Origin of the sequence: Pseudarthrobacter sulfonivorans, from assembly GCF_024391045.1 — a bacterium.
Taxonomy (GTDB): Bacteria; Actinomycetota; Actinomycetes; order Actinomycetales; family Micrococcaceae; genus Arthrobacter; species Arthrobacter sulfonivorans_B.
This window is the reverse complement of sequence record NZ_JANFCZ010000006.1, coordinates 58,045-83,938: the sequence shown is the minus strand read 5'-3', so window position 1 is coordinate 83,938 and position 25,894 is coordinate 58,045. Positions and strand designations below refer to the sequence as shown.

Sequence of the window (25,894 nt, the reverse complement as noted above, 5' to 3'; positions counted from 1 at the left end):
TTCCCTAGCGCCGGGAAATGGCGTCCACGACGGCGGCAAGCGCCGCGCCGACCTTGGTGGCGTCGGTGCCGCCGCCCTGGGCCACGTCGTCCTTACCGCCGCCGCCGCCGCCGAGGATCCCTGCGGCGAGACGAACCAGGGCGCCGGCTTTTACGCCCGCTTCCCGAGCGGCTTCATTGGTTGCCACCAGGATCATGGGACGGTCGTTGCTCACGCCGGCCACAGCCACCGTCGCGGCCTCGGATCCCAGCCTGCCGCGCAGGTCAAGGGCAAGGTTGCGGACATCGTCGGCACCGCCGATCTGGCCGGCGTCGTGTGCGATGACCTTGATGCCGGCGGCATCCCGGGCCGTGCCCACAAGGTTGGCCGCCGCAGCCGCGAGCTGCTCCTTCCGGAGGCGGTCCAGTTCCTTTTCGGTGGCCTTGAGCTTGTTGAGCGTGCTGGCGATCCTGTCGGCGAGCTGGCCGGAGGGAACCTTGAGCATCTCCGTCAGTTCGGTCACGAGGGCGCGCTCGGCGGCAAGGTGGCGGAACGCGTCCATGCCCACAAAGGCTTCCACGCGCCGGTTTCCTGAGCCGACGGACTGTTCGCCGAGGAGCGAGAGGCTGCCGATCAGGGAGGTGTTGGCCACGTGGGTGCCGCCGCAGAGTTCACGGGACCACGCGCCGTCGATCTCCACAACACGCACTTCGCTGCCGTAGTTTTCGCCGAAGAGGGCCATGGCGCCCAGGGCCCTGGCCTCTGCAAGGCCCATCACCTTGGTGTCCACCCGGAAGTTGTTGCGGATCGCCAGGTTGGACACCTCTTCGATTTCCGAGCGCGTGGCGGTGCTGAGGCCCTCGCCCCAGGCAAAGTCGAAGCGCAGGTAACCGGCCTTGTTGAAGGAACCACGCTGGGTGGCCTGCGGGCCGAGGATCTGGTGCAGCGCGGCGTGGACGATGTGGGTGCCGGTGTGCGCCTGTTCGGCGGCATGGCGGCGTTCACGGTCGACGGCGGCACGCACCAGCGAGTCCGAGCCAATTTCGCCTTCGCGGACAATCGCCTTGTGCACGCTCAGGCCCTTGACGGGCCGCTGGACGTCGAGCACCTCAACAACGAAGCCGTCACCCGTAATCAGGCCCGTATCGGCGGACTGGCCGCCCGCCTCGGCGTAGAACGGAGTCTCGTTGAGGACCAGTTCAATTTCGTCACCGGTGGCGGCGTGGGCAACGCGCTGGCCGCCGCTCAGCAGGCCACGGACGCGGGACTCGCCGTCGAGCTCTTCGTAGCCGATGAAGACGGTCTCGCCCTCGCCCAGCATTTCCTGGTAGGCGCTCAGGTCGGCGTGGCCGCCCTTCTTGCCCTTGGCGTCGGCCTGGGCACGCTGGCGCTGTTCAAGCATGAGGGCGCGGAAACCGGCCTCGTCCACCTTGAGTCCGGCTTCCTCAGCCATCTCCAGGGTCAGGTCAATCGGGAAGCCGTAGGTGTCGTGGAGTGCGAATGCGTCGGCGCCGGACAGCGGCGTGCCGGCGGCCTTGGAGACCGTGACAGCATCCTCAAGGCGGGCCGTGCCCGACGCAATGGTCCGCAGGAAGGCGCGCTCTTCGGCGTAGGCGATCCGGCTGATGCGGTCGAAGTCCGTCTCCACGATCGGGTAGACGCCCTTCATGGCATCGCGGGAGGCGGGCAGCAGGTCCGGCAGGCATGCCTTCTCGACGCCGAGCAGGCGCATGGAACGCACGGCGCGGCGGATGAGGCGGCGCAGGACGTAGCCGCGGCCTTCGTTCGATGGCGTCACACCATCGGCGATGAGCATCAGGGCGGACCGGATATGGTCGGCCACAACACGCATCCGGACATCATCCGTGTGGTGGGGATCATCCGCCGTTTCGGCTGACGTGTACTCCCGGCCGGACAGTTCGGCGGCCTTGTCGATGACGGGCCGGACCTGGTCCGTTTCGTACATGTTTTCGACGCCCTGCAGGATCATGGCAAGGCGTTCCATGCCCAGGCCGGTGTCGATGTTCTTCTTGGGCAATTCGCCCACGATGTCGAAGTCGTCCTTGGAACGGACGTTGTCGATCTGGTACTGCATAAAGACGAGGTTCCAGATTTCGACGTAGCGGTTCTCATCCGCGAGCGGGCCGCCTTCGACGCCGTAGGCCGGTCCGCGGTCGTAGTAGATCTCGGAGCAGGGGCCGGCGGGGCCGGGCTGGCCGGTGTGCCAGTAGTTGTCGGCCTTGCCCATGCGCTGGATCCGCTCTGCGGGGACGCCGGTGTTTTTCAGCCACAGGTCGCGGGCTTCGTCGTCCTCCTGGTAGACGGTGACCCACAGGAGTTCCGGCGGCAGGCCGTAACCGCCGTCGGCAACGCTCGTGGTGAGCAGTTCCCAGGCGAACTTGATGGCATCTTCCTTGAAGTAATCGCCGAACGAGAAGTTGCCGCACATCTGGAAGAAGGTGCCGTGGCGTGCTGTCTTGCCCACTTCCTCGATGTCACCGGTGCGGATGCACTTCTGGATGCTCGTCGCACGGGAGTAGGGGGCCTCTTCCCGGGCAGTCAGGTACGGAATAAACGGGACCATGCCGGCGACGGTGAACAGCAGGGAGGGGTCGCTGGAAACCAGGGATGCGGAAGGCACCGCGGTGTGCCCCTTGCTGACAAAAAAGTCGATCCAGCGCTTGGTGATCTCCTGCGACTTCATGAGCTGATTTCATACCCTTCTTGGGTCACGCATTTCTGGTGCGTGACAGTTTGATACAGGCAGCAGTTGGGCAAGCCGCAACCACTGGTCTAATTCTCTCGCGTTTTTGCGGCCCTTAGTGCCGGGCCGCATCCTGCGCTGAAACGGCCGGGGATTCGACGCCCAGTGCCGTGCGGAGGTCGGTTTCGCGTTCGTGCATTCCGGACCGTACGGCGTCGGCGAAGTCGTAGAGGCCGTCGGCCATGCGGCTCACGGCCCGGTTCAGGCCTTCGGGCCCGAGGTTCGCTTGGGCTTCAGTGAGCTTCCGGAACGCGATGACTCCGATCGCGACGCCGATTCCCATCCAGACAAGTCGTTTCATGTTCAGTTCTTCCGGTGGCTAGCGGCTGCGGCGGCCGGCCGCGGGCTTCTTGCGGTTGGCCAGGGCGGTGCGGACTCCGTAGCTGAACGCAGCCACCTTGATCAGGGGCGACCCCACCGTTGCGGCGACGAGGGAGGACAGTGCGGAGAGATTCGCGGACGCATCAGAAACGTTGGAGGCGATGCCGTCCACTTTTTTCAGCTGCTGGTTGGTGGTGGTCACGGTGGCGGTGACCTCGTCCATCAGGGGCGTGGCGCCGTCACTTATGGAACGGATGGAAGTGCGTATTTCTTCCAAGACGCTGCCCAGCTTCAGGATGGGTACCGCAAGCAGCAGCACCAGGAGCGCAAACACCCCGGCTGCGATCAGGCCGGCAATATCGCCACCAGACATAGACGTTCATCTCCTTGAAACTGACGTGGATCTCTTCCCACCGCGCACGCTGCATTCCTGCGTTCCGCAGATGTCCCCCAAGTACCTTACATACAAAGAAGCCCGTGGCGCTTGCCACGGGCTTCTTTGGATACGCTGCTGGGATTTAGCGTGCGTAGAATTCGACGACGAGCTGCTCTTCGCAGGTTACGGGAACCTCGGAGCGCTTCGGGCGACGGACCAGGCGTGCCTGCAGGGCGTCAAGCTTGACATCCAGGTAGGCGGGGACGGCCGGCAGGACGTCGCGGTGCGCGCCTGCTGCTGCAACCTGGAGCGGAACCATGGTTTCGCTGCGGCTGTGGACGTGAACCAGCTGGCCTTCGCCAACGCGGAAAGACGGGCGGTCAACGCGGACGCCGTCAACCATGATGTGGCGGTGCACAACCAGCTGGCGGGCCTGGGCGATGGTGCGGGCGAAGCCTGCACGCAGCACGAGGGCGTCGAGACGCATTTCGAGCAGTTCGATCAGGTTTTCACCGGTCAGGCCCTTGGTGCGGCGTGCTTCTTCGAAGGCACGGGTCATCTGGGCTTCGCGGATGCCGTACTGGGCGCGCAGACGCTGCTTTTCACGCAGACGTACGGCGTAGTCGGAGTCCTGCTTCTTGCGGGCACGGCCATGCTCACCGGGGCCGTACGGGCGGCGCTCCATGTACTTGGCGGCCTTGGGGGTCAGAGCAATGCCGAGTGCACGCGAGAGGCGGGCTGTACGGCGAGCACGAGTGTTGTTAGCCACTTGTGTCCTTCCAATATCTGCGGTGTGTCAGTGTTACTGGCCTCCACGATGGAGAGCATCGGCCAACCGCTGCCTTTTGCTACTGGGCACAGGGCAACCCCGACATGAAGCAGTGAAAACTGAAAAATGTGGGAGATTGCGTCCGTGCCTTGCCAGACAACGAACCATCTTAGCAGGGTTGGCGGGCACTCTCCCACCCGGCCCTGTCCGGGTCCCGTTCCGCCCGGCACTGTCCGGCTCAGCTGCCGCGTCCCGCTCAGCTGCCGCGGATGATCTTCCGCAGCCGCTCCAGCCGCACGGCAATATCGCGCTCCACCCCGTTGCCGGTGGGTTCGTAGTAGTCCCGGCCCACCAGGTCGTCCGGCGGATACTGCTGCGTGGCCACGCCATGCGGAGCATCGTGGGCGTACTTGTACCCCTTGCCATGGCCCAGCTGCTTGGAGCCCGGGTAGTGCGCATCGCGCAGGTGCGCCGGAATCCCGTTGCCGAGTCCGGCCCGGACGTCGGCGATGGCCTTGTTGATGCCCATGTACGCGGCGTTGGACTTTGGTGCCGTGGCGAGGTGCACCACCGCCTCCGCGAGGATAATCCGCCCCTCCGGCATGCCGATCAGCTGCACCGCCTGGGCGGCGGCTACTGCTGTCTGCAGTGCCGTGGGGTCGGCCATGCCCACGTCCTCGGCGGCAGAAATCACAATGCGCCGGGCGATGAAGCGGGGGTCCTCCCCCGCCTCGAGCATCCTGGCGAGATAATGCAGCGCGGCGTCCACATCGGAGCCGCGGACCGATTTGATGAATGCGCTGGCCACGTCGTAGTGCTGATCGCCCGCCCGGTCGTAGCGCACGGCGGCCACATCCAAGGCACGTTCGGTGTGCTTGAGCCCGATGGATACTGGCGAGTCCCCGCCGGCGTCGTCGGCGTCGCCGAACGCAACACCCGAGGCTGCTTCCAAGGCAGTCAGGGCACGCCGCGCGTCGCCGCCGGACAGTCTGACCAGGTGGGCCAGGGCCTCGTCGCTGAGCTCCACTTTCCCGTTCAGGCCACGCTCGTCCGCCACGGCCCGCTTAAGGAGTCCTTCAATGTCCGCGTCGGTGAGCGGCTTCAGGGTCAGCAGCAGGGACCGGGACAGCAGCGGGGAGACCACCGAAAAGGACGGATTCTCGGTGGTTGCCGCCACAAGCACCACCCAGCGGTTCTCCACCCCGGGCAGCAGCGCATCCTGCTGCGCCTTGTTGAAACGGTGGATCTCGTCCAGGAACAGCACCGTGGTTGTTTTATAGAGGTCGCGTGCAGTCAGGGCCTCGTCCATCACCCGCCGTACGTCCTTGACGCCGGCGGTGATCGCGGAGAGCTCCACGAACTTCCGCCCCTTCCCCTTGGCGATGACATGCGCAAGGGTCGTTTTGCCGGTCCCCGGGGGACCCCACAGGATCAGGGAGCTGGGTCCCGCGGGACCCACTGCGTCGGTGCCGGCGGCGAGCTGCCGCAGCGGCGAACCTTGCCCCAGGAGGTGCTGCTGTCCCACCACGTCGTCGAGGGTGCGTGGCCGCATCCTGACAGCCAAGGGACTGCGCTGCGCAGCGCTGCGGCTTGCCCCGGCGTGGTGGGACGATGACGGTTCGCTGTTGTCGCCGTCGTCGTCGTCATTGCCGGGCCCCTGGCCGAAGAGATCATCCACATAGATAGGCTACTCATAGTTCAGCTTCTCCAATCCGCACGCTCGCAAGGGACCACCATGACCGCTCGCAGCGCTGACGGCGTTAGCCGCCAGGGATCAGCCCGTGCGGGTTCCGTGCGGACGGCCTTTGTGCCGGGGTCCCGGCTTGCGGGGTGGGTGGAACGCTTCGGCGCGGCCCATGGCGGGTTCCGGCTCAGCGAGGACGACGACGGCGTGCGGCTTGCAGCTGCCGACGGCGCCTTTGCGCTGCTCCAACCGCCGTGGCCGCCTGACGGGCGGCCGGGGCGTGGTGGCGACCCGCTGGAGCGGCTGGCCTCGGTGGCCGCCCAGCCCCGGACCGCCGCGCTGGTACTGGTGCGCCGCGGCGGCTACGGGATCGCCGTGGCCAGCGAGGGGGTCCTCCTGGCCGGAAAGACCGGGTCGACTTATGTGCAGTCCCGCTCCGCCGCGGGTGGTCAGTCACAGCAGCGGTTCGCCCGGCGCCGGGCTAACCAGGCGGCCGGGCTTGTGGAGAAAGTCGCGGTCCGGGCCGCTGCAGTCCTTGGTGGCCACGTGGTGGAGTACGTCGCACCCGGCGGGGACCGCACCCTGGCCGGCCTCGTGCTGGAACACCCGGCCATGAAGGCTTACGCCGGCCGGTCCAGGCTTGCGTTCCTGGACGTTGCCGACCCCAGCGCAGCCGTGCTGAAAAAGGCCGCGGCCGACGTCTGCTCGGTGCGGATCCAGGTAACGGACGCCGGTTAGCGGCGCGGAGCGGGTTCCCGGTGGTTCAGCGGCGCGGCGCGGCCTTCGCGGACCGGGGGTTTTTAGGTCAACGTCCAGGAGCGCTTTGACAGGCCGTACCAGAATCCGTCGATCGCAGTCTGGGCACGGAGTTCACCGGAGCCGTAGGCGGCACCCAGGGCAACGTAGAGCGGCGCCCAGTGTTCGCTGCGGGGGTGGGCCTGCCGGGCGGCGGGTGCCTTGTTCAGGAAGTCCAGGATGGCGTCAACGTCACCGCGTGCCATGGCTTCTTCCGCCCAGTGATCGAATTCGCTGGAGGCAGCCGGCGGGGCGCTGTCAGGGCCGCCGGCAGGGTTGAACCAGCGCAGGTTATGCGTGGTGAAGCCCGATCCGACGATGAGGGTGCCGCGTTCGCGCAAAGGTGCCAGCGACATGCCAAGGTTGAACAGGCCCTGCGGATCCAGCGTTGGCATGGACATTTGGACCACCGGAACATCCGCTTCCGGGAACATTTCCTTGAGCGGGACGTAGGCTCCATGGTCCAGTCCGCGGCTCTCATCGCGTTCCACGTGGTGGCCGTGGGTGGCGACCAGCCGTTCCACCTCCGTTGCGAGCTCGGGAGCCTGCGGAGCGCCGTACTGAACTTCGTAGTACCTCTGCGCAAAGCCGCCGAAGTCATAAACCAGGCCCGGATCCCGCTGCGTGGCGCTGAGCGTCACGGGGGCATTTTCCCAGTGCGCCGAGATCATCAGGATGTCCTTGGGCTTGTCAAAAGTGCCGGACCAGTCATGAAGCTGCCGGGTCCAGGTGGCGTCGTCGGCAAGCGGCGGGGCGCCATGGCTGAGGAAGAGAACCGGGGGCTGGGCAAGTGTGGATGTCATGCTGCAATCGTAGCGTACTTTAGTTGAACCTTCAAGCAACTCCTAATGCTGGTTTTGCTGGTCATCGCGGGAAGTCCCAGTCCTGCTGAGGCGCGCGAGCCCTTTGGAGTCGCCCTTGATGTGCCGGAACCATAACCCTTCCGTGACGCGTGCTGCGCCCGAACAGTCAGCAGCCGGTCAGGTGCCGCTTCGGCCGGTCCTGCCGGTACAGATAGCGGCCTGCTTCCACGAAGCCGGCGCCGGCGTAGAGCTGGCGGGCTCCATGGTTCGCGGCAGTGACCAGCAGCCAGTAGCCGGCCAGCTGCCGCGCTTCTCCCTCGCAGAGAAGGGTCTGCATGATCCGGCGGGCGTGGCCGTGCCGCCGGAGATCCGGGCGGGTGGCCATGCAGTAGATGCCGCCATGGTTCCCGGCACCTCGCGGGAGGGCGAGGCGCCCCACGGCGGCGGGAACGCCGTCGTCGGACCTCACCAGCGCGTAGACCGACGGGCAGCCGGTAAGGATGGTGCGGGCGGTGGCCAGCCCGGCGGGGCCTCCCCTGCCGTCCACCCGCCACCAGAGGTCCAGCCACTCGGCGGAGGGTTCGGTGGAAATTTCGACGGCGGATTCCGGCGCCCCGGGTTGCTGCACCGGGTGCCCGGGCATAACGCCTGCAGTTTCCGCTTCAAGCCACATCACCAGGGTTTCGGACTGCCGGGTGAAGCCTTCCCCGTCGAGAACTGCATTAAGGGCCGCAGAACGGGGGTCGTCGAACACCTGGAAGATCAGCGGCAGCCGGCGGTCCCGATACCAGTTCCTTGCCGCCCGCAGGGCCACGTACTGGGCGGAGGAGTCGCTACCCTGCTCGCGGGCCCAGACCGAGTTGGCGCGCTGCGTCACGCCGGACGCGGCACGCAGAACCCATCCATTGGATTCCGCGCGGTCGGGAGCCGGCCACGCGGAATCCATCAGCAACGCCAGGGCGTGAAGCGACGGGGCGTCCACGGCGAACCACCTTTCAGATGCGAAAGGCTCCCCGGGTGCGAACTGATCCAGTTCCTCCTCCCGGGGAGCCTCTCCTATGCAGGGCCTTGGTTATTCGGCCTTTTTGGGCTCTTCGGATTTGGCCTGGGGCTTGAAATCAACGCCTGCCTCCTTGCGCTGCTGCGCCGTGATGGGCGCCGGAGCCTGGGTCAGGGGATCGTAGCCGTTGCCGGTCTTCGGGAACGCGATGACGTCGCGGATCGACTCCACACCGGCCAGCAGGGCCACCACGCGGTCCCAGCCAAAGGCGATGCCGCCATGCGGAGGGGCGCCGAACTTGAAGCCCTCGAGCAGGAACCCGAACTTGGTCTGGGCGTCCTCGCGGTCCAGGCCCATCAGTTCGAACACGCGCTCCTGGACGTCGCGTTCGTGGATACGGATGGAGCCGCCGCCGATCTCGTTGCCGTTGCAGACGATGTCGTAGGCGTAGGACAGTGCGGATTCCGGTTCCTTGTCGAAAGTGTCCAGGAATTCCGGCTTGGGCGAGGTGAAGGCGTGGTGCACGGCCGTCCACTTGCCTGCGCCCACGGCCACGTCACCGGAGGCAACAGCAGCAGCGGCCGGCTCGAACATCGGCGCGTCGACCACCCAGCAGAACGCCCAGTCCGCGGGGTTGATCAGGCCGGTGCGGTGACCGATCTCCACGCGGGCGGCACCCAGCAGTGCCCGGGCAGCGGTCTTCTCACCGGCGGCGAAGAAGATGCAATCGCCGGGCTTGGCGCCCACAGCGTCGGCAAGGCCGGCGCGCTCGGTGTCGGTCAGGTTCTTCGCCACGGGACCGGCTAGTTCGCCGTCTTCCTTGAACAGCACGTAGGCCAGGCCCTTGTGGCCGCGCTGCTTGGCGAATTCCTGCCAGCCGTCCAGGGTGCGGCGCGGCTGGGAAGCACCGCCGGGCATCACCACGGCGCCCACGTACGGGGCCTTGAAGACGCCAAAGTTGGTGTCTTTGAAGAACTCGGTGAGCTCGGTCAGTTCCACGCCGAAACGAAGGTCAGGTTTGTCCGAGCCATACCGCGCCATCGCGTCAGCGTAGGTAATGCGCTGGATGGGCGTCGGGATTTCGACGTCGATCAGCTGCCACAATGCCTTGACGATGTTTTCGCCCAGCGAAATGATGTCGTCCTGGTCCACGAAGCTGGCTTCGATGTCCAGCTGGGTGAATTCCGGCTGGCGGTCGGCGCGGAAGTCCTCGTCCCGGTAGCAGCGTGCGATCTGGTAGTACTTCTCGAAGCCGCCCACCTGCAGGAGCTGCTTGAAAAGCTGCGGGGACTGCGGCAGTGCGTACCAGGAACCCGGCGCCAGGCGTGCGGGCACCACGAAGTCGCGGGCGCCTTCCGGCGTCGAACGCGTCAGCGTGGGGGTCTCGATCTCGACAAACCCGTCCTGGTGCAACAGCTCGCGGGCAACACGGTTGGCTTCGGAGCGAAGGCGTAGGTTGCGGGCGGGGCCCGGGCGGCGCAGGTCCAGGTAGCGGTGCTTCAGGCGTGCTTCCTCCCCCACCTCGACGTGCTCATCGATCTGGAAGGGCAGCGGATCGGAGGTGTTCAGGATGACCACCTTGTCCGCCATGACCTCGATGGAGCCGGTGGCCAGCGCCGGGTTCTCGTTGCCCTCGGGGCGCTGGGAAACCGTGCCGGTGACTTGCAGGACGTACTCGTTGCGCAGGCCGTGGAAGACCTCTTCTTCACGGACCACAACCTGGGCCACGCCGGACGCATCGCGGAGATCCACGAAGGCCACTCCACCGTGATCGCGGCGACGGCCCACCCAGCCGGCCAGGGTGACGGTTTGTCCAATGTGCTCGGAGCGAAGGGATCCGAGGTCATGTGTGCGCAGCACAGCACGCCTTTCTGAAGGAGACAGCGGGAAAACTAAGACTTAAAGATGCATAGGATCATTCCGGGAACAATCCCGTTCGAGTTTACCCGCTGGAAAGGTCCCGCTCCCCCATGAACCCGCATCAACAGCTTCAACGGAGGCTCGGCGTGTTTGACGCCACCTCCATCGGACTCGGTTCGATGCTGGGCGCCGGCGTGTTTGTGGTCTTCGCCCCGGCGGCCGGCCTGGCAGGAAATTTCCTGGTCCTCGCCGTCCTGCTCGCGGGCGCCGTGGCCTACTGCAACGCGGTCGCCTCCGCCGAACTGGCGGCGCGGTACCCGGCAAGTGGCGGCACCTATGTCTATGGCCGGAAGCAGTTGGGCGAATGGCCCGGCTTCATCGCCGGGTGGGGTTTTGTCAGCGGCAAGACTGCCTCCTGCGCGGCCATGGCGCTGACCTTCGGCCACTATGCGGCGCCGGATTTTGCCCTGCCTGTTGCCGTAGCGGCCGTGGTTGCCCTGACGGTAGTGAACTTGTTCGGCATCACGCGGACAGCGCTGCTCACCCGGGTCCTGCTGTGCCTTGTGCTGGCCACTCTGGTCTTCGTGGCGGTAGCCGCCGTCGTCGGGCCACACCCTAACGGCGCCGCACCGGGCGCCGGCGGACCCGCGGCAGGAAGCTTCTCTGCAGTCGGGTTCTCTGCGGGAGGGCTCGGGGGCGTGCTGCCCGCGGCCGGCCTGATGTTTTTCGCCTTTGCCGGGTACGCCCGGATTGCCACGCTGGGCGAGGAGGTCAAGGATCCGGCGAGGACCATTCCCCGCGCCATCCTGGCAGCCTTGGGCGCCGCGTTTGTCATCTACCTGGGACTGGCGCTGCTGCTCCAGGGCCATCTTGGCGATCAACTGGCGGCAAGCACCGCTCCGCTGCTCGACGCTGTGACCCATTCACGGCTTGCCGCCGGTGCCCCGCTACTTCAGGCCGGCGCGGCGGCGGCATGCCTGGGCGCGCTCCTGGCGCTCATCACCGGGGTGGGCAGGACCACGCTGGCCATGGCCCGGGAACGGGACCTGCCGGCACCGCTGGCGCGGGTAGGCGGGCGGCACACGGTGCCGGTGACCGCGGAACTCACGGTAGCCGCCGTCGTCATCCTGCTGCTCCTGACCACTGATGTGATGACTGTGGTGGGCTTTTCCAGCTTCGGCGTGCTGATCTATTACGCCGTCACCAACGCTGCCGCCTTCACCTTGGAGGTGCACTCGCCCCACGCGCCCAAGTGGCTCAACGTGGCCGGCTTCGGCGGCTGCCTGCTGCTGGCCTTCACCCTGCCGCCATCGTCCGTACTGGGGATGGCCGCCGTCCTGGCCGCCGGTGCGGCCGGGCGCTTCCTGGTGGTCAGGCGGCGCCGTCGCAGGGCACTTTGAGGGCCGGGACGGCCGGATCACGTGCCGACGGCGGCGTGCCCGTGCCGAAGTGCCCCGCGACCGCGCGTCCCTGAGGGACGCCGCTCAGGCCTGAGGCGCCGCTACCGCCGCGGGTGCAGTGATCACCTGGACGGTGAGGTCTTCCGACGGCGGCGTCCAGAGTTCCGGAAACGCAGCCACTTGGTCCCCGGACCGGATGTCTTTGACCTGGTGGTTGCCGTCGTCGTCGGTGAACCAGACGAACGGGATGCCGCGGCGGTCCGCGAACTTGATCTGCTTGCCGAACTTCTCCGCCTTGGCCGCTACTTCCGTGGCAATGCCCCGGCTGCGGAGCTGGGCGGCAACATCCTGCGCGGCACCCCAGCTGTCATCGTTCGTCAGGGCAACCAGCACCGCCGTGGGGACGGACCGTGAGGCCTTGGCCAGGTCCTGGCTGAGGATTCGGGACACGAGGCGGGTGACGCCGATGGAGAGGCCGACGCCGGGAAACTTGCGGTTGCCCTTGCTCGCCAGGGCGTCGTACCGGCCGCCGGAACAAATGGAACCGAGCTGCTCATGGCCCACCAGCACGGTCTCCACCACGGTGCCGGTGTAGTAGTCCAGTCCGCGGGCAATGCTGAGGTCCGCCACGACCTTGCCCGGCGCGCGCTGAACTGCGGCGTCAATCACCTGTTCGAGTTCGTTGAGGCCCTCCTCGAGGAGCTCGTTGGTGACGCCCAGTGCACGGACCTGGCCCACAAACGTGGTGTCTTCCGTGCGGATCCCTGCCAACTTCAAGGCCAGCTGGGCCTGTTCGTCGGTTGCCCCCAGTTCGGCCTTAAGCAGGTCGGCAACTTTGGCGGGGCCGATCTTTTCCAGCTTGTCGATGCTCCGCAGCACGCCGGCGGTATCGTCCAGGCCGATCCCGCGGTAAAAGCCTTCGGCGAGCTTGCGGTTGTTGATGCGCAGGCGGAAGTCAGGGATGGGCAGGGCGCTCAGGGCCTCGGCAATGACCAGGGCGATTTCCACGTCGTAGCGGAAGGGCAGCTCGCCGTCGCCGACAACGTCAATGTCCGCCTGGGTGAATTCCCGGGCCCGGCCTTCCTGCGGGCGCTCCCCGCGCCATACTTTCTGGATCTGGTAGCGCCGGAACGGGAAAGCCAGGTAGCCGGCATTTTCGACAACGTAGCGGGCAAAAGGCACCGTCAGGTCGAAGTGCAGTGCGAGGGCGTGGGGATCGTGCTTTCCGGCCCTGGCCTCCTCACCTTCGTCGTCCTGCAGGCGGCTGAGCCCATACACCTCTTTGTCGATCTCGCCTTTGCGCAGCAGCTGGCCCACGGTTTCCACGGCCCGGGTCTCGATCGAGCCGAAACCGTGCAGCTCGAACACTTCGCGGAGGGTGTCCAGCACGTGCAGCTCCACCAGCCGCTCCTCGGGAAGCCACTCGGGGAATCCGGACAGGGAGGCGGTGCGTGCCATGGTGGATGTTCTCCTCTTGATGAAGGCGTCGGGACTCTGCCCGGCGTTCGGCCCGAAACGGGCCAGGAACGGCGGCTGTCCAGCAACTCATGCATAAACTATGTGCGGCAGTCAGTTTATGCGTCATCCGCCTGCATCTCTAATACGGTGTCGGAGGGCGCACGAAGCTGGTGCCAGATCATTGTGTCCGGGAGCTGATTGTCCGGCCGCAGACCGACTTACAGGAGGACCCTTGGCGGCCAGTTCACGCAGTGCCCGCGAAGCCAAACGCCGTGTCCAGCAGATGGAGGCAAAGCGCGAGCTGCGGCGGGACCAGGAATCGCGGCGCAAACGCGACAACTTCATCGCCGCCGGTGCCGGAGCTGCCGCCGTAGTGCTCGCCGTCGTCCTTCAGTTCACTGCCTTTGCCGGTAACCCCACCGAAGACGAGTTTGCCGCGGCCGAGGCCGGGTTGAACCCTTCCTCCGCGTCCCCGACACCCTCCGCGCCGCCCACCAACGGGGCAAACATTCCGTTGCCCGAAACGGCCGCGGGGAAGGTTTTCACCGGCGAGCTTGCCCTGAACCGGGGCAAACTCAGCGTTGAACTGGACGGCACCAAGGCGCCGCAGGCGGCCGCCGTCTTCAAGTCCCTCAGCGATGAGGGCTACTTCACCGGCAAGACCTGCCACCGGCTCACCACCGCTGAAAGCTTTGGTGTCCTGCAGTGCGGTTCCGCCGATGGCAAGGGCGGTGGGAATCCCGAGTACACGTGGGGGCCGCTGGAGAATGTCCCGGCTGACAACCTATACCCGGCTGGCACCATCGCCGTGGCGAGGACATCAAACAATGCCTACGGTAACGGCACACAGTTCTTTATTGTCTACAAAGACACCACAATTCCGGCCGATACTGCAGGCGGTTATACGGTGGTGGGCAAGGTGACGTCCGGGCTGGATGTGGTTACCGGCATCGCGGCGGCGGGAGTCACACCCGGCAGCAGCGACACGGACGGCGCGCCAGTGGAACCAGTCACGATAGACTCGGTCTCTCTGAAGTAGGAAGCCCGGCCTTGCGGCTGCGGTGCGGTATGTGAGTATTTTCCTCCAAGCGAAAGACTTTTAGCGGTGACAGACAGTCAGAAATCCGACGAAACAGCAACAGACCTGACCGAAGCGACGGCCCCCCGAGCTGAGCAGGCCGTAGCTGACCAGGCAGTGCCCGGTGAGGCAGTAGCTGAACAGGCTCCGGCGCCTCAGGAAGGGGACGCGCCCGAGGCGCCCGAAACCGGGCAGGTTCAGGCGGCGCAGGCTGAAGCCCCGCAGGCGGACGTCCCGCAGGCTGATGTCCCGCAGGCTGAGACGGCGCAGGCTGAGGCAGCGCAGGACACCGTTGCCGAACCCGCGGCTGCGCAGCCCGCGGCTCGCGTCCCCGCTCCCCGCCCTGCACCGTCACCGGCAGCCTTCGCCGCCCGGCCCAAGCCGGCCGCCGCTGCCCCCGCCGTAGCCCCGGCACCCGTTGCCTCCGCCACCTCTCTCGCTGAAGCCGCACGCTGGGGCCGCGTCGAAGGTGATGGCCATGTCTTCCTGACCATTGATGGCCAGGAACACCCGGTCGGGCAGTACCCGGGCGTCAGCAACGATGAAGCCCTCGGGTATTTCGCGCGGAAGTACGACGACATCGTGGCGCAGGTCCTGCTCCTCGAGCAGCGCATCAGTTCCAAGGCTCCCAGCACCGACATGCAGAAGACCGTAACGCACCTGCGCGAACAGCTGGCCGAGCGGAACATGGTGGGTGACCTCCGGTCCGCCGAAGCACGGCTTGATGCCGTGTCCGCCCAAATCACCGAGCTTGAGAAGGCCGAGAAGGCGGAGCACGACGCCGTGCGCACCGCCGAACTGGCCGCCCGCGAGGCAATTGTGGCCGAAGCAGAGGAAATCTCGGGCCAGGATCCTTCCCAGATCCAGTGGAAGACCTCCAGCGCCCGCATGAACGAGCTCTTTGAAAACTGGAAGGCGGCCCAGAAGAGCGGAGTCCGGCTTGGCCGCAGCAACGAAGACGCCCTGTGGAAGCGGTTCCGTGCCGCGCGCACGGTCTTTGACCGCCACCGCCGCGCCTATTTCTCCCAGCTTGACAGCACCAACTCGGCCGCCAAGTCGGCCAAGGAAAAGCTCATTGCTGAAGCTGAGGCCCTGTCGTCCTCCACGGACTGGGGATTCGCCGCGGGCGAGTACCGCCGTCTGATGGACGAGTGGAAGGCCTCACCCCGGGCAAGCCGCAAGGACGACGACGCCCTCTGGGCCCGCTTCCGCGCCGCCCAGGACGTCTTCTTCACGTCCCGGCAGGCAGCCAACGAGGAAATCGACCAGGAGTACGCGGCGAACCTCACGGTGAAGGAAGCCCTCCTTGTTGAGGCCAACGCCATCCTGCCCGTCAAAGACCTTGCTGCCGCCAAGAAGGCACTCCAGTCCGTCCGCGACCGGTGGGAAGAAGCCGGCAAGGTACCCCGCGCCGATATGGGACGGATCGAAGCAGGCCTCCGCAAGGTGGAGGACGCTGTCCACCACGCCGAAGAGGAGAACTGGCAGCGTTCGAACCCGGAGACCAAGGCCCGCACCAACAGCGCACTCTCGCAGCTGGAAGCAGCCATCGCCGGGCTCCAGGACGACCTCCAGAAGGCGGAGGAGGCCGGCGACGAGCGAAAGATCAAGGCCGCACGGGAAGCCCTCGAGGCCCGGCAGGCCTGGCTGGACCAGATCCAGCGCTCAGCGAGCGAACTGGCCTAGGAGCGAACTGGCCCAGAAGCGAGAGGGCCCAGAAGCGAGAGGGCCCAGGCCCACCAGCGCACCGCCCGAAACAGGCCCGGTTCCGGTTATCCACATAACCGGAACCGGGCCTGTTTCATTTGTGCACCGAGGCGGCAGGATGGGTGGATGGCCACCCCGTCACCTCCCCCACACCCGGACCTCTACTCGCCGGGGTGCCCCTTCACGTGGCCGGAGCTCCAGACCCTTGCAGCGGACGGTGTCCTGGCACAGTTCCACCAGCATGGCTATACGCTGCCTGATGTCCGGGTCTCGGCCCAGCTCCGGGCCAGGGCGGCAGCCAACGCCGTCCCTGCGTCCGTCCGGCAGCGGGTGGTGGCAGGCAGAATGACGGCGGCCTGGATCTACGGTTGCGCTGAGGAGCCGGACAAGCTGGCCTTGCTTGTGGATGCCAAGCGGCGGATTTCCAGTCTTCGCAACACCCGCGGCTGCACCCTTCATGAAGTCCGGCTTGGCCCCTTTGACGTGGTCAGCATGGGAGGGCTGATGGTGTCGAGCCCGCTCCGGACCGCGGTGGACATCGCACTACATGTGGACGCCGGACGGGCCCTGCCCGCCCTGGCAGGGCTGCTGGCCCGCCCGGAGCAGGACGTCCGGCTCCGCCTGCTTGTGCTGGCTATCGAAGCCACGCCAAGGGTTCCGCATAAGCGGTCCGCCCTGGAAAAACTTGCGCTGCTAGCTCCGTCGCTTGTTCCCGGTAGTCCGGTAGACGTCAAACACGCCATCAATGCGCCGGACAGCGCTCAGGACGTGGCTGAGGTACTTCGGGTCACCCATCTCGAAAGCGAACCGTGAGATTGCCACGCGGTCGCTGGAAGTATTCACGCTGGCGGCCAGGATATTGACGTGGTTCTCGGACAGTACCCGCGTCACGTCAGAGAGCAGGGACTTGCGGTCCAGCGCCTCCACCTGGATTTCCACGAGGAAGACACTCGACTGGGTGGGTGCCCAGTCGACGTCCACGATCCTGTCCGGCTGGTCCTTGAGGTCGGAGATGTTGGTGCAGTCCGTCCGGTGCACCGAGACCCCCGAACCACGGGTGACGAACCCGAGAATGGGGTCCGGCGGAACCGGGGTACAGCAGCGGGCCAGTTTCACCCAGACGTCACCCACGCCACGGACCACCACGCCGGAATCCGAGAACTTGGTCTTGGCCACCTGGGTGGGGATGCTGACTTCGGTGATGTCGTCGTCGGCGCTCTCGCTGCCGCCCAGGCTTTCGACGAGCTTCTCCATGACCGACTGCGCGGACGTGTGCCCGTCACCTACACCGGCGTAAAGTCCCGAGATGTCAACGTACTTGAACTCGGCGGCCACGGCGGCCAGGGCCTCGTGCGTCATCAGCCGCTGCAGCGGGAGGTTCTGCTTCCGCATCGCCCTGGTCAGCAGTTCCTTGCCGCGGTCGATCGCTTCTTCGCGGCGTTCCTTACTGAACCACTGCCGGATCTTGTTCCGAGCACGGGCGCTCTTGACGAAGTGCTGCCAATCCTGGCTGGGGCCTGCGCCCTCGGCCTTGGAAGTGAAGATTTCCACCCAGTCGCCGTGGTTCAACTCGCTGTTCAGCGGAACCAGCTTGCCGTTGACCCGGGCGCCGATGGTGCGGTGCCCCACTTCGGTGTGGACGGCGTAGGCAAAATCCACCGGAGTGGACCCTGCCGGCAGGGCCATCACCTCGCCCTTGGGCGTGAACACAAACACTTCACGCGCATTGATCTCAAAGCGCAGGGAATCCAGGAACTCGCCCGGATCCGAGGTTTCCTGCTGCCAGTCGACCAGGGACCTCAGCCACCCCATGTCGCCATCACGGGGACTCCCCGGACCAACGGCAGTACGGTTGGGCTGATCCTTGTACTTCCAGTGCGCCGCAACGCCGTATTCGGCGCGGCGGTGCATCTCGTGCGTGCGGATCTGGATCTCCACGGGTTTGCCGCCAGGACCAATCACTGTGGTGTGCAGCGACTGGTACATATTGAACTTGGGCATGGCTATGTAGTCTTTGAAACGCCCCGGCAACGGGTTCCAGCGCGAATGCATGGTGCCCAGTGCCGCGTAGCAGTCGCGCACGGAGTCGACCAGCACACGAACGCCCATGAGGTCATTGATGTCGTCGAAATCCTTGTCCCGGACAACCATCTTCTGGTAAATCGAGTAATAATGCTTGGGCCGTCCGGTGATGGTGGCCTTGATCCGCGCCGCGCGGAGGTCCTCGGTGATCTGGTCACGGATGACGCCCAGGCTCTTTTCCCGTTCCGGCGTGCGGTCCCCCACCATCCGGACAATCTCTTCGTAGACCTTTGGATAAAGGGCGGCGAAGGACAGGTCTTCAAGCTCCCATTTGATGGTGTTCATGCCGAGCCGGTGAGCCAGGGGCGCAAAGATCTCCAGCGTTTCCCGGGCTTTCCGGGCCGACGACTCGGCGGAGACAAACCGCCAGGTCCGGGCGTTGTGGAGCCGGTCAGCGAGCTTGATCATGAGGACCCGGATGTCCTTGGCCATGGCCACAACCATTTTGCGGACGGTCTCCGACTGGGCGGCCTCACCGAAGCTGACCTTGTCCAGTTTGGTGACACCGTCCACCAGCATGGCAACCTCAGGGCCGAAGTCCTTTTTGAGGTCCGCCAGCGTGTACGGCGTGTCCTCAACGGTGTCGTGAAGCAATGCGGCGGCCAGGGTGGTTCCGCTGAGGCCCAGTTCAGCCAGGATGGTGGCTACGGCAACAGGGTGGGTGATGTAGGGATCGCCACTCTTGCGCTTCTGCCCGCGATGACTCTTCTCCGCAACATCGAAGGCGCGCTGGATGAGGTCGAAATCCTCTTTGGGGTTGTTGGCCCGGACCGTCCGCAGCAGCGGCTCCAGGATTGGTGAGTAGGTGGTGGCGCCGCGGCCCGTGAGCCGGGCCAAACGCGAACGTGTACGCTCACGACGCCCGGGAAACGTTGGCCGCGCGCCGGAATTGTCCACCGGCACACCCGCTCCCGGGCGTGCCGAAGCCGTCAGCCCGGCCTGGACTCCGTGGCCCGGTTGACCGTCACCATTTGCCATGGGCAACGATGCCGAACGTTCTTCCAATGAAGCACCCCTCACGACCCTAATAATTACCCCAGTCTATTCCCCCGGCCGTTCAGTTCCGTAACCCGTCCTTAAATGCGGAAGGGCCGGGTTGCGTCGGTATTCCGACGCAACCCGGCCCTTGGTGGCGCGTGCTCTCAGGCCCCGGCGGGCGCTGACAGTTCCTGGGCGCCTGCAGCGTTCTGTGCCCGGCGCTGTTCAACCTTTTTCGCCTGCTTGATGAGGTCAGGTTCATTCTGCCGCAGCGCGGCGTACATAGGCGCCGCCACGAAGATCGTGGCGGTAGTGCCAATCAGGATCCCGACGAACAGGGCCAGGGACAGGTCCCGCAGCGTGCCGGCTCCCAGCAGGCCTGCGCCGATGAAGAGGATGGCACCCACCGGCAGGATGGCCACCATCATGGTGTTGATGGACCGGACCAGGGTCTGGTTCACGGCGAGGTTCACTTCCTCAGCGAAAGTCCGGCGCGTGGAGGCATTCAGATCGGCCGTATTTTCCCGGATTTTGTCAAAGACCACCACGGTGTCATACAGCGAATAGCTGAGGACCGTCAGGAACCCGATGATGGCCGACGGCGTCACTTCAAAGTCACTGAGGGCATACACGCCGGCGGTGATGAACATCGTTACGAGCATTGCGGTCAGGGCTGACACCGACATCTTCCAGGTGCGGAAGTACAGTGCCATCAGCACCGCAGCCAGGGCCACGAAGACGAGCAGGCCCATCAGCGCCTGCTTGGTGACATCCGCACCCCACGTTGGTCCGATGAAGGTTGATGTCACTTCGTTGTCCGTGACGCCGTAGGCCGTGGCGAGGCCGGCCTTGATCCTGAGGGTTTCATCGTCAGAGAGCTTGTCGGTCTGGATCCGCATGGTGGTGCCGGCAACATTTGCCACGCGCGGCACGCTGCCGGCCACCACGTCTTCGACGACCTTTTGGCCCAGGCCCGAGTCGGTGTCCTTCACGTTGGATACCGTGAACTCGGAACCGCCGCGGAATTCGATGCCGAGGTTGAATCCGCCCTTGGCCACGGGGATGAGGATGGACAGGGCGACTGCGACGATGGCGATGAGGAACCAGATCTTTTTGGCTCCCACAAAGTTGTAGGACCGCTTGCCCGTGTAGAGCTCGTTACCGAAAGTGGCAAAGCTGGACATTACTTGGTCTCCTTGGCTGCGCTCTTGGAGGAGCCTGTCAGCTGCTCCTGCTTTTCCGCGAGGCGGCGTTCCGCGATGGTCATGCGCCGTTCAGCTTCAGCCGCGGCCCCGGTGTTCTTGGCCCGGACGACGGCGGGTTTGGTGTCCGGGGTGCGCAGCCGGCCTGCACCGCGGTAGAGCGGCACGGCACCGAGCCGCTTCGGGTCAAGGCCCGAGAACGCGTGGCCTTCCCCGAAGAACCTGGTGCGCGCGAGCAGCTGCAGCGTGGGGTGGGTGAACATAAAGACCACGATCAGGTCCGCAATGGCAGTCAGGCCCAGCGTGAACGCGAAGCCCCGGACGTTGCCCACGGCCACGAAGTAGAGGACCAGCGCGGCCAGGAGGTTGACTGCCTTGGAGGCCAGGACGGTCCGCTTGGCACGCTTCCAGCCGTTCTCCACCGCCGAAACCAGGCCGCGGCCTTCGCGGAGTTCATCCCGGATTCGCTCAAAGTACACAATGAACGAGTCAGCGGTCTGGCCGATGGCCACGATCAGCCCGGCAACGCCGGCAAGGGACAACCGGTAGTTTTCCGTCCAACCGAGGATCGCAATGGCCAGGTAGGTCAGGGCGCCCGCCACCACCAGCGAAAGAATAGTGACAAATCCCAGCGCCCGGTACTGGAACAGAGAGTAAACCACGACGAGGAGCAAACCGATGACGCCGGCGAGGAGGCCCATCCGCAGCTGCTCGCCGCCAAGGGTTGCGGAGATTTGCTGGTCGCTCTGAATTTCGAAACTGATGGGCAGCGCGCCGAAGCGCAGCTGGTCCGAAAGGGCCTTGGCCGACTGTTCGTTGAAGTTGCCCGTGATCTGGGGGCGTCCGTCGGTAATGACGGCCAGTGACCTCGGCGCGGAGATCACTTTGTCGTCCAGCACGATGGCGAACTGCGCCTTGGGATCGTTGCCTGATTCCCCTCCGGCGGCCACGTAGAACTGGTTCAGGCGCTGGGTAACGTCCTTAAACTTGGCGGTTCCTTCGCTGTCGAACTGGATGTTGACGGCCCACTGGTTGGTCACAGCACCCTGCGAGCCCTGCTGCAGCTGGAAGGAGGAGGTGACAATGTTGCTGCCCTTGACCTCAACCGGGCCCAGGATGTACTTGATCGCCGGGGTGGTTGCCGTGGCCGGTTCGCAGGTCACCAGTGGCTTGGCGGGATCGGAGGCGGCTGGCTTGTCCGTTGGCGGGTTATTGCAGTCGAGGGTTTCGAACTGCTTGTAGATGTCCGGCGTGATCCAGTTGACGTCACTGCTGTTGGCCGGTTCCGCCGTGGGCTTGGGGAGCTGGTCCTCGGGGGTTAGCGATTCCGTGGGCACGGCAGCGGCATCGCCGTTAAGCAGGACGGGCCGGAAGTTCATGTCCGCGGAGGCCTGGATCAGGTCGCGGGTTTCCTTGGTGGGTGTGCCGGGAAGGCTGACCACCACGTTGCGGCCGGACTGCGTGCTGATCTCCGCTTCGGCAACACCGGAGCCGTCAACACGCTGGCGGATGATGGCCACCGCCTGGTTGAGCTGCTCTTCATTGATGTTCGAACCGCCCTCAACCTTGGGCGCCAGGATCATCTGGGTGCCGCCCTCAAGGTCCAATGCCAGCTTGGGTGCCCAGCTGGCCTTGCCGGCAATGGTGCCGCCGGCCAATACGGCGGTCAGCACGGCGAGGATAACGCCGAGCCACACCAGTACCCTGAGGCCTGAGTTCTTAGGGCCAGTTCGTGCCATTGTCGATCTTTCTCTTATGTACGGAGGAACCGCTGTGTACGGAGGAACCGCCGGTGTGAGCCTGTTGCTCCCACCGGCGGTGGTCCCGCTGCCGTAGAGGTGTCGTGACGCCTGATGCGGACGGGCTGCCGGTGGCTAGCTGTCCTTTTTGCCCTCATCGTTGAGGCGCTTCAGGGTTTCTTCGGGGGTTTCGGCCGAGGTTGCCGGCGTGCCCAGGCCCTGGGTGGTCAGTGAGGAGGCGTCGTCGGGGACCACGGTGGGTTCCTCGCCGGCTGCAACAGCAGGCTCAACAATCTTGGTGACTGCCTGGCGGTGGACGGTGGCCAGGTTTCCGGGAGAGAGCTCCAGAACCACTTTGTTCTCGGCGTCGTCCATGGAGACAATGCGGCCGAAGAGGCCGAAGCTCGTCATGACCTCAACACCGGGGGCGAACTGGGACTGCAGCGTGGCCTGCTGCTCCTTGGTCTTCTTGTTGCGGCGGAACATCATAAAGATAAAGATGCCGAGCATTGCGAACAAGACGATGTTCATGGGATCCACAGGGAAGTTTCCGTTCTGTACTGGCGTATGGCAGCGTCCGTTCCGTTCCGCCATGCAGATGGTCGTGCTGGCCGGCTACGGCCCATCGGAGCCGCCGGCGGGAACCAAGACCCGGACGCGCCCGGGTGTCATACCCAGTCTAAAGGGAAAAGCTGAAAGCACGGCCTATTGGCTGTTGGGCGCCCATTCGGCGGCTGTTTCGCTGTTGTCCGCGTCTGCGTCGAAGAGGTCCAGGGGCTCTTGCCCGAACACGCCCGACGGCACGGCATAACCGAGGTGCGTCCAGGCCGGTGCCATCGCGATGCGGCCCCGTGGTGTGCGGCCCAGGAGGCCTTCACGGACAAGGAACGGCTCAGCCACCGTTTCCACGGTCTCGGTTTCCTCCCCGACCGCAATGGCAAGGGTGGAAAGCCCCACCGGGCCGCCGCCGAATTTGGTGATGAGCGCTTCGAGGACCGCACGGTCCAGCCGGTCCAGGCCGCGTTTGTCCACTTCATACATGTCCAGGGCGGCGGAAGCTGCCCGGGCGTCGATCTGCTCAATCCCGTGAACCAGTGCCCAGTCCCGGACCCGGCGGAGGAGGCGGTTGGCGATGCGGGGTGTCCCCCGGGAGCGGCCGGCGATTTCGCTGAAGCCGGCGGAGTTGACCTTGAGGTCCAGCAGCCCGGCCGAACGCCGCAGCACCAGTTCCAGTTCGGCCACGCTGTAGAACTCCAGGTGGCCCGTGAACCCGAACCTGTCCCGCAGCGGGCCTGGCAAGAGTCCTGCGCGCGTGGTGGCACCCACCAGGGTAAACGGGGGCAGCTCCAGCGGAATGGCAGTGGCGCCGGCGCCCTTGCCCACCACGATGTCCACGCGGAAATCTTCCATGGCCATGTACAGCATTTCCTCGGCGGGCCGGGACATGCGGTGGATTTCGTCCAGGAACAGGACTTCGCCTTCGGACAGCGAGGAAAGAATGGCTGCGAGGTCCCCGGCATGCTGGATGGCCGGACCGCTGCTGATCCGCAGGGCTGCGTTCATTTCGGAGGCCACAATCATGGCCAGGGTGGTCTTTCCCAAGCCCGGAGGACCGGAAAAGAGCACATGGTCGGCGCTGCGCCCGCGCATCCGGGAAGCCTGCAAAACCAAGGAGAGTTGCTTGCGCACCCGGTGCTGGCCCACAAAGTCATCCAGGTTCTTGGGCCGGAGCGCAGCCTCAATGGCCCGCTCCTCGGGCTCCTCCCCTGCTGCCACGAGCGATGGCTCAGCCACGGCTGCCTACCCGGTTGCCGGCGCGCGCCCCGTCCTGGCCAAGCCACCGCAGGGTGGTCCGCAGGATTTCGGCCACGTTGCCGCGGAAGGAAACTTCGGGTTCGTCCGCGAGGGCTTTGTCGATGCTGGCCGTGGCGTCCTTCTCCGACCAGCCAAGGCTGGTCATCGCCGCTACCACCTGGGGCTTCCAGGCTGCTTCTGCCGCCGTGGCGGGTGCGGCGGCCCCGCCCGTGCCGTGCGGCACGAGCTTGCCGGCAAGTTCCAGCACGATCCGGCCGGCCACCTTGGGCCCGATGCCAGGCACCTTGGTGAACGTTTTGTTGTCCCCGGTGTGCGCGGCCACCCTGATGGCTTCGGGCTCGTGGACGGCGAGGACTGCGAGGGCAAGGCGCGGCCCCACCCCGCTGACACTGAGCAGGACGTCGAAAACTTCCCGTTCGTCGTCGGACGCAAACCCGAAAAGGGTGAGTGAGTCTTCGCGGACGATCAGCGACGTAAAAAGTTTGGCTTCGTCGCCGGTGCGGAGGCCGCTGAGTGTCTGGGGTGTGGCATTGACGCTCATGCCGGCCCCGTTGAGGTCGATCACGGCGGTGGAAAGGCCAACGTGCGCTACGGTTCCGCGAAGGAAACTGATCAAGGCCTGGCTCCTGGTGTACTGCCGGGCCCTCGAAGCAAAGATCGAAGCACCGGCTATCCGAACATATCTACGAATACCCTAGCAAGCGGCACGGACATTCAGCGTCCGCGGCGCGCCTTCGCCTCGGCATCGGCCCAGGCACGCTGGGCGGGCGTCAGCGACATGCTGCCCGGTCCGGTCGTGGCCACGGCCGCTCCGCTGCCGGCCCGCCAGGCGTGGGTGATGGCCAGGGCCAGCGCGTCCGCGGCATCTGCCGGGCGGGGCGGGGCGTCCAGCCGCAGGATCTTGGTGACGAGCTTGGTGACCGCCTCCTTGTTCGAGTTGCCGCTGCCCGTGACCGCCGCTTTCACCTCGGAGGGCGTATGCAGTGCCACCGGGATTCCGCGCCGGGCCGCGGCCGTGATCACCACACCTGAAGCCTGCGCCACGCCCATCACGGTGCTGACGTTCAGCTGGGAGAAGACACGTTCGACGGCGAGGACGTGCGGTTCGTAACGATCCAGCCACTCGTCGATGGCCAGGGCGATGACCAGGAGCCGCTGATCGAGGGTTTCTTCGGGCGAAGTCCCCACCACCCCTACAGCCACCATGGTGGCCCGCCTGTTCCGCTCGACGTCCACCACACCGATGCCGCAACGGGTGAGGCCGGGGTCAACGCCGAGTACCCGCAGGGTCACGCGCCAGCCGCCCTAGGCCGCAAGGCGGAAGATCACTCAGATTCCAGGGCGGCCTGGACTTCGTCGCTGAGGTCGGCGTTGCTGTAGACGTTCTGGACGTCGTCGAGCTCCTCCAGGGCGTCAACCAGCTTCATGAACTTCTTGGCGGCTTCCAGGTCGAGCGGCACCACCATGGAGGGAACGAACTCGGCTTCGTCGGTGTCGTACTCGATGCCGGCCTCGGTGAGGGCGTCGCGGACAGCCTGGAGGTCCGTCGGTTCGGAGTGGATTTCGAAGGTGTCCCCGTTGTCCTTGACTTCGTCGGCGCCCGCGTCCAGGACTGCCATCAGGACGTCGTCCTCCGTGAGCTCCTTCTTGGGGAGCGAGACGACGCCCTTGCGGCTGAAGAGGTAGCTGACCGAACCGGGATCGGCAATGGTGCCGCCGTTGCGGGAGATCGCCAGGCGGACCTCGGAGGCAGCACGGTTCTTGTTGTCGGTGAGGCACTCGATCAGGAGTGCGGAGCCCTGCGGGCCGCGGCATTCGTACATGATCTCGGTGTAGTCAACCACTTCACCGGTCAGGCCGGCGCCGCGCTTGATGGCGCGGTCAATGTTGTCAGCGGGGACCGAGGTCTTCTTGGCCTTGGTGACGGCAAGTTCCAGGCCCGGGTTGCCCTGCAGGTCCGGTCCGCCCAAGCGGGCGGCAACTTCGATGTTCTTGATCAGCTTGGCGAACGATTTTGCACGGCGGCTGTCAAGGATGGCCTTTTTGTGCTTGGTTGTTGCCCATTTGGAGTGTCCAGACATGCT

The 25,894-nt window shown here is 65.6% G+C and carries 22 protein-coding genes; 5 read left to right on the top strand and 17 right to left on the bottom strand.

The genetic code is table 11. The features are described from left to right. Positions 1-4: 4 nt before the first annotated feature. The 5 genes from alaS to NQJ30_RS05970 all read right to left on the bottom strand — a co-directional run bounded on the left by alaS (position 5) and on the right by NQJ30_RS05970 (position 5,887). Positions 5-2,683: an alanine--tRNA ligase gene (alaS, locus tag NQJ30_RS05990; RefSeq protein ID WP_255768911.1), complete on the bottom strand. Its 2,679-nt coding sequence runs from the start codon at positions 2,681-2,683 to the stop codon at positions 5-7. 115 nt (positions 2,684-2,798) lie between these two features. Continuing rightward, complete coding sequence (locus NQJ30_RS05985) at positions 2,799-3,044, bottom strand: hypothetical protein (protein WP_255768910.1); 246 nt, start codon at positions 3,042-3,044, stop codon at positions 2,799-2,801. Between the two features lie 18 nt (positions 3,045-3,062). Next, positions 3,063-3,437: a DUF948 domain-containing protein gene (locus NQJ30_RS05980; RefSeq protein ID WP_164199570.1), complete on the bottom strand. Its 375-nt coding sequence runs from the start codon at positions 3,435-3,437 to the stop codon at positions 3,063-3,065. Positions 3,438-3,582: 145 nt separating this feature from the next. Next, on the bottom strand, positions 3,583-4,209 hold the full coding sequence (gene rpsD / locus NQJ30_RS05975; RefSeq protein WP_255768909.1) for a 30S ribosomal protein S4: 627 nt from the start codon (positions 4,207-4,209) through the stop codon (positions 3,583-3,585). A gap of 256 nt (positions 4,210-4,465) precedes the next feature. Then, on the bottom strand, positions 4,466-5,887 hold the full coding sequence (locus NQJ30_RS05970) for a replication-associated recombination protein A (protein ID WP_255768907.1): 1,422 nt from the start codon (positions 5,885-5,887) through the stop codon (positions 4,466-4,468). Positions 5,888-5,944: 57 nt separating this feature from the next. Here NQJ30_RS05970 and NQJ30_RS05965 point away from each other — a divergent pair, with 57 nt between their 5' ends. Beyond that, entirely contained in the window at positions 5,945-6,631 is a 687-nt protein-coding gene (locus tag NQJ30_RS05965; protein ID WP_255768905.1) for an acVLRF1 family peptidyl-tRNA hydrolase, read from the top strand. Positions 6,632-6,693: 62 nt separating this feature from the next. Here the strand turns inward: NQJ30_RS05965 and NQJ30_RS05960 are convergent, their stop codons facing one another. From NQJ30_RS05960 to aspS, 3 genes are all read right to left on the bottom strand, one after another. Next, on the bottom strand, positions 6,694-7,491 hold the full coding sequence (locus NQJ30_RS05960) for a dioxygenase family protein (protein WP_255768904.1): 798 nt from the start codon (positions 7,489-7,491) through the stop codon (positions 6,694-6,696). A 166-nt stretch (positions 7,492-7,657) separates the two neighbouring features. After that, a complete protein-coding gene (locus tag NQJ30_RS05955; protein WP_304663879.1) occupies positions 7,658-8,437 on the bottom strand; it encodes a GNAT family N-acetyltransferase in 780 nt (259 codons plus the stop codon). Positions 8,438-8,563: 126 nt separating this feature from the next. Further along, positions 8,564-10,351: an aspartate--tRNA ligase gene (aspS, locus tag NQJ30_RS05950; RefSeq protein ID WP_255768900.1), complete on the bottom strand. Its 1,788-nt coding sequence runs from the start codon at positions 10,349-10,351 to the stop codon at positions 8,564-8,566. A gap of 110 nt (positions 10,352-10,461) precedes the next feature. Between aspS and NQJ30_RS05945 the strand changes: the two genes are divergently transcribed. Next, positions 10,462-11,751 carry an APC family permease gene (locus tag NQJ30_RS05945; RefSeq protein ID WP_255768899.1) on the top strand — a complete coding sequence of 430 codons (1,290 nt, stop codon included), beginning with the start codon at positions 10,462-10,464 and terminating at the stop codon, positions 11,749-11,751. An 84-nt stretch (positions 11,752-11,835) separates the two neighbouring features. Here NQJ30_RS05945 and hisS read toward each other — a convergent pair whose 3' ends face one another. Continuing rightward, on the bottom strand, positions 11,836-13,209 hold the full coding sequence (gene hisS / locus NQJ30_RS05940; RefSeq protein WP_255768897.1) for a histidine--tRNA ligase: 1,374 nt from the start codon (positions 13,207-13,209) through the stop codon (positions 11,836-11,838). 232 nt (positions 13,210-13,441) lie between these two features. Here hisS and NQJ30_RS05935 point away from each other — a divergent pair, with 232 nt between their 5' ends. From NQJ30_RS05935 to NQJ30_RS05925, 3 genes are all read left to right on the top strand, one after another. Then, positions 13,442-14,248, top strand: a complete 807-nt coding sequence (locus NQJ30_RS05935) for a peptidylprolyl isomerase (protein ID WP_255768895.1) — start codon at positions 13,442-13,444, stop codon at positions 14,246-14,248. Positions 14,249-14,314: 66 nt separating this feature from the next. After that, entirely contained in the window at positions 14,315-15,973 is a 1,659-nt protein-coding gene (locus NQJ30_RS05930; protein ID WP_255768893.1) for a DUF349 domain-containing protein, read from the top strand. Between the two features lie 147 nt (positions 15,974-16,120). Next, a complete protein-coding gene (locus NQJ30_RS05925; RefSeq protein WP_255768891.1) occupies positions 16,121-16,807 on the top strand; it encodes a type IV toxin-antitoxin system AbiEi family antitoxin in 687 nt (228 codons plus the stop codon). Here NQJ30_RS05925 and NQJ30_RS05920 read toward each other — a convergent pair. The 8 genes from NQJ30_RS05920 to NQJ30_RS05885 form a co-directional block, all read right to left on the bottom strand. After that, positions 16,688-19,081, bottom strand: coding sequence for a RelA/SpoT family protein (locus NQJ30_RS05920; protein ID WP_255768889.1), 2,394 nt, complete (start codon positions 19,079-19,081; stop codon positions 16,688-16,690). The genes NQJ30_RS05925 and NQJ30_RS05920 overlap by 120 nt on opposite strands. Positions 19,082-19,218: 137 nt before the next feature. Then, positions 19,219-20,238, bottom strand: coding sequence for a protein translocase subunit SecF (secF, locus tag NQJ30_RS05915; protein ID WP_255768887.1), 1,020 nt, complete (start codon positions 20,236-20,238; stop codon positions 19,219-19,221). After that, positions 20,238-21,995, bottom strand: coding sequence for a protein translocase subunit SecD (gene secD, locus NQJ30_RS05910; RefSeq protein WP_255768886.1), 1,758 nt, complete (start codon positions 21,993-21,995; stop codon positions 20,238-20,240). The genes secF and secD overlap by 1 nt, the downstream gene beginning before the upstream one ends. Before the next feature lie 135 nt (positions 21,996-22,130). Continuing rightward, on the bottom strand, positions 22,131-22,526 hold the full coding sequence (yajC, locus tag NQJ30_RS05905) for a preprotein translocase subunit YajC (RefSeq protein WP_255768884.1): 396 nt from the start codon (positions 22,524-22,526) through the stop codon (positions 22,131-22,133). Positions 22,527-22,700: 174 nt separating this feature from the next. Next, the gene (ruvB, locus tag NQJ30_RS05900; protein WP_255768882.1) at positions 22,701-23,789 is read right to left on the bottom strand and encodes a Holliday junction branch migration DNA helicase RuvB; all 1,089 of its coding nucleotides are present in this window, start codon (positions 23,787-23,789) and stop codon (positions 22,701-22,703) included. Continuing rightward, a complete protein-coding gene (gene ruvA, locus NQJ30_RS05895; protein WP_255768880.1) occupies positions 23,782-24,426 on the bottom strand; it encodes a Holliday junction branch migration protein RuvA in 645 nt (214 codons plus the stop codon). The genes ruvB and ruvA overlap by 8 nt, the downstream gene beginning before the upstream one ends. A gap of 98 nt (positions 24,427-24,524) precedes the next feature. Next, positions 24,525-25,103, bottom strand: coding sequence for a crossover junction endodeoxyribonuclease RuvC (ruvC, locus tag NQJ30_RS05890; protein ID WP_255768878.1), 579 nt, complete (start codon positions 25,101-25,103; stop codon positions 24,525-24,527). A 32-nt stretch (positions 25,104-25,135) separates the two neighbouring features. Further along, the gene (locus NQJ30_RS05885; protein ID WP_255768876.1) at positions 25,136-25,891 is read right to left on the bottom strand and encodes a YebC/PmpR family DNA-binding transcriptional regulator; all 756 of its coding nucleotides are present in this window, start codon (positions 25,889-25,891) and stop codon (positions 25,136-25,138) included. Positions 25,892-25,894: the final 3 nt, after the last annotated feature.

Excerpts from the sequence above, each read along its gene's own strand:
- alaS (WP_255768911.1), bottom strand. The coding sequence starts at position 2,683 with ATGAAGTCGCAGGAGATCACCAAGCGCTGGATCGACTTTTTTGTCAGC.
- NQJ30_RS05985 (WP_255768910.1), bottom strand. The coding sequence starts at position 3,044 with ATGAAACGACTTGTCTGGATGGGAATCGGCGTCGCGATCGGAGTCATC.
- NQJ30_RS05980 (WP_164199570.1), bottom strand. The coding sequence starts at position 3,437 with ATGTCTGGTGGCGATATTGCCGGCCTGATCGCAGCCGGGGTGTTTGCG.
- NQJ30_RS05965 (WP_255768905.1), top strand. The coding sequence starts at position 5,945 with ATGACCGCTCGCAGCGCTGACGGCGTTAGCCGCCAGGGATCAGCCCGT.
- NQJ30_RS05960 (WP_255768904.1), bottom strand. The coding sequence starts at position 7,491 with ATGACATCCACACTTGCCCAGCCCCCGGTTCTCTTCCTCAGCCATGGC.
- NQJ30_RS05955 (WP_304663879.1), bottom strand. The coding sequence starts at position 8,437 with ATGGATTCCGCGTGGCCGGCTCCCGACCGCGCGGAATCCAATGGATGG.
- NQJ30_RS05945 (WP_255768899.1), top strand. The coding sequence starts at position 10,462 with ATGAACCCGCATCAACAGCTTCAACGGAGGCTCGGCGTGTTTGACGCC.
- hisS (WP_255768897.1), bottom strand. The coding sequence starts at position 13,209 with ATGGCACGCACCGCCTCCCTGTCCGGATTCCCCGAGTGGCTTCCCGAG.
- NQJ30_RS05925 (WP_255768891.1), top strand. The coding sequence starts at position 16,121 with ATGGCCACCCCGTCACCTCCCCCACACCCGGACCTCTACTCGCCGGGG.
- secF (WP_255768887.1), bottom strand. The coding sequence starts at position 20,238 with ATGTCCAGCTTTGCCACTTTCGGTAACGAGCTCTACACGGGCAAGCGG.
- secD (WP_255768886.1), bottom strand. The coding sequence starts at position 21,995 with ATGGCACGAACTGGCCCTAAGAACTCAGGCCTCAGGGTACTGGTGTGG.
- yajC (WP_255768884.1), bottom strand. The coding sequence starts at position 22,526 with ATGAACATCGTCTTGTTCGCAATGCTCGGCATCTTTATCTTTATGATG.
- NQJ30_RS05885 (WP_255768876.1), bottom strand. The coding sequence starts at position 25,891 with ATGTCTGGACACTCCAAATGGGCAACAACCAAGCACAAAAAGGCCATC.